The organism is Shewanella sp. 11B5 (assembly GCF_002836795.1).
Classification (GTDB): domain Bacteria; phylum Pseudomonadota; class Gammaproteobacteria; order Enterobacterales; family Shewanellaceae; genus Shewanella; species Shewanella frigidimarina.
In genome coordinates this window covers 1-3295 of sequence record NZ_PJAP01000894.1, presented here as the reverse complement: position 1 = coordinate 3295, position 3295 = coordinate 1, and the positions used below count along the sequence as shown (strand labels likewise).

The following is a 3295-nucleotide window of genomic DNA, read 5'->3' as shown; positions in this document are numbered from 1 at the left end:
TGGTTGCATGTCACTAGTGATATTGAACCACATACTAACCAAGAAGCCCTACTCAATGAGCCGCTGCGTTTAGCCAGTATTAATCAACATTGGTTACCGATCACCCCCCTAAGCGATGGCAGCATATCGTTACCGACTAATGTGACCTGTTTGCATGATGAGCATCATTACCAAGATGACCAACATACGTTCAAGGTTCAAAGCACTAAAACTGATATTAATTGGCAAGTGAGTGACAACGGTGCTAAATCGTCTACTTCAGCGTCAGCTTCACCGTTAACTTTGCCACCTGTTTTAGCCAGTTCTTGTGCAGAAGACTCAAACACAATAACGAACGATATTACTACCAGCTTATGTGCATTGAATGCTGCGGTATTACGTTGTGATCCCAATAAAAATCACCATAAAGCGCAATTTGTTAAACATGCTGCGGTATTGTATTTCAGCCAACAAAATGCTTGCCAAATTGTCACTCTCGACAGCCAAAGTAACCCTGAATTATTTTTCCAATTACCGACGTTGCCGACATCAGGTTATGAGATTTGTCATAGTTTGTCTGAGTCGCCGCAAAAAAGTCTGTTAGATAAGTTTAAACAGTTATTTCCAGCCGAATATAATCAATTATTGGATCTTCACATTCAAGCCGACGATGGTGCATTGTCTCAGCTAATGGCTGTTGCAACCCTAATTATTGGCGCTTATCCGGTAGAAACTGCTCAACGAGTGACGGTAACCGAACTTGCCGATAAATTTATTGCTTTGGCGATGTCTCATCATGGCAATAATGCACCACGCATTGACTTTCCTCTCACCAAAGGCGCCGCGCATCGTAGCCTCAATTGGTGTAAAACCTTGGGCACATTAATGAGTTTCAAGTTGGCAGGCGAGACTAACTTAGCAAAACTTGCTTTTGCATTTCATGACTCGTTTGCCGACTACTTAAGCCATTGGGTAGAACATTTAGATCAAAATATTGGCGTAAAACAATTAGTGATTGCTGGAAGCGAATTTGCTAATCCGGTGCTAACTGAACGGGTGCAATTACGTATTGGTAAAAACTTTCCACTGGTGGTCAATCCATTATTGGATTTAGATGGCGTTAATATCGCAATTGGTGGGCTATATCTCAAACAAAGACGTAGATAAAAGGTATCTTAAAGTATATCAGTTATCGCTTATCCTTGTATGAGATTGAGTCCTTATGAAACCATTACAGCAAGTTACCATTATTGTTAAAGGTATTGTGCAAGGGGTTGGTTTTCGCCCCTTTGTTTTTCGTTTGGCACATCAGTTAAATTTAGTCGGTAGCGTGCTAAATAATCACCTTGGGGTGACGATTGTTTTACAAGGTAATAGCGAACTGATTGAACAGTTTATCGATAAATTAGCTAAATCTCCGCCGCCATTAGCGCGCATTGATGCCATTGAGGTTACTCATCAAGCTCAATTAAGTTTATTAGACCAATTTAGTATTATTGATAGCCATGCCGCTACTGACGAACATGCAAATGTGGCTATTTCGGCCGACATGAGTATTTGCCGAGATTGTCTTAACGACATTAATGACCCTCAAAATCGCCACTATCAATATCCATTTACCAATTGCACCAATTGCGGTCCGCGCTACACCATTATCAACGCCCTGCCTTATGACCGATGCAACACTGCCATGGCTGATTTTGAAATGTGCGATGATTGCCACGCCGCTTATATCAATCCAATGAATCGACGCTACCATGCACAACCAGTGAGTTGCCCACATTGTGGTCCACAATTAACCTTTAGCGTTATCAATGCTCGTGCTGAATGTCTTTATGATTCATCGATGTTGATGGCATTAGAGCAAGCCGTTGAAATGATAAACCGTGGTGGCATAGTGGCCATTAAAGGTTTAGGCGGTTTTCATTTGGTGTGTGATGCTACCAATAACGATGCGGTTGCAGCCCTGCGTCAACGTAAACAACGCCTCGCCAAGCCATTAGCGATAATGGTGACTAACTTGGCCCAGGCGAAATTATGTGTCAGCGGTACTGAAACGGAATGGCAAGTATTAACCAGCCCTGAGAAGCCGATTACCTTGATGACCAAACGTGTTGCTAGTGTTGATGGTAAAGATAATGGTAGAGATAATTGCAGAAATATTCACCCTATCGCACTGAGTCCATTGCTAGCGCCGGGTATTGATCGCCTTGGAGTATTTTTACCCTACACACCATTACATCATTTATTGATGCAGCGATTACACAAACCCATTGTGGCTACCAGTGCCAATCGCAGCGGAGAACCCATTATTGGTAATCAAGCTGAGATTGAGCAGCATTTAAGCCATGTAGTCGATGGGATCCTCGACCATAATCGGCCGATTATTAATGCCTGTGATGACAGCGTGGTACAAGTGATTGACGGGCAGCTGCAAGTCATTCGATTAGCTCGCGGTTATGCGCCGTTAACCATTAATTTGCACTCACCGATGCTATCAAACAGTAAAAATAGCGTGTTGGCTGTTGGCGCACAACAGAAAAATACGGTTGCATTCGGTTTTGCCGATAATCTGATCGTATCACCGCACATTGGGGATTTATTCACTCTAGAAACAGAGCAATATTTTAGCCGAAGCTTAGCAACATTTAAGCGTTTGTATGACTTCAGCCCGAGTCATATAGTGCACGATAATCACCCGCAATATGCGCCGACACAATGGGCAGTAAACTACCAATCTGAACATCGCCTTTTGCCATCTCATTGCATTGGCATACAACACCACTTCGCCCATGTTTTGTCTGTTATGGCGATGCACCAACGCACTGAGCAAGTATTAGGGTTCAGTTTTGATGGCACAGGCCTAGGTGATGACGGCACATTATGGGGCAGCGAAGTCATGCTGGCTGATGTGCACGGTTTTACCACGGTGGCCCACTTTAGTTCGTTTAAGTTAATTGGCGGTGAGCAAGCGATTAAAAACCCAGTTAGAATTCTGCTGGCATTATTGTTTGAACAAATGTCGCTTGAACAAGTACTTTCACTCCCCATTGCCGCTATCGCCGACTTAGGCAGAAAAACTGTCACTAATTTATATCAGCTGTGGCGTAACAATAGCCATTGTATTGAATGTCGATCTGTTGGGCGTTTATTTGATGCTCTTGCTGTAGCGTTAAGTTTTATTGGTAGCTCGCAGTACGAAGGTCAAGCGGGCATGATGATTGAAACAGCAGCCAACGCCTATTATACCGAATCAAATATTGAGCCTTTATCTGTAACGCTCAACACTTTAAGTAACACCGAGTCAGCACCTATT

Annotated in this window: 1 protein-coding gene and 1 pseudogene; both read left to right on the top strand. The window is 43.1% G+C overall.

Features of this window, described 5'->3' with window-relative positions; translation table 11 throughout:
• Positions 1 to 1146 (top strand): annotated as a pseudogene (locus CXF78_RS21550) (hypothetical protein); the annotation flags it as partial.
• A 55-nt stretch (positions 1147 to 1201) separates the two neighbouring features.
• On the top strand, positions 1202 to 3295 hold a 2094-nt coding region (gene hypF, locus CXF78_RS17825), incomplete at its 3' end, for a carbamoyltransferase HypF (RefSeq protein WP_102037514.1).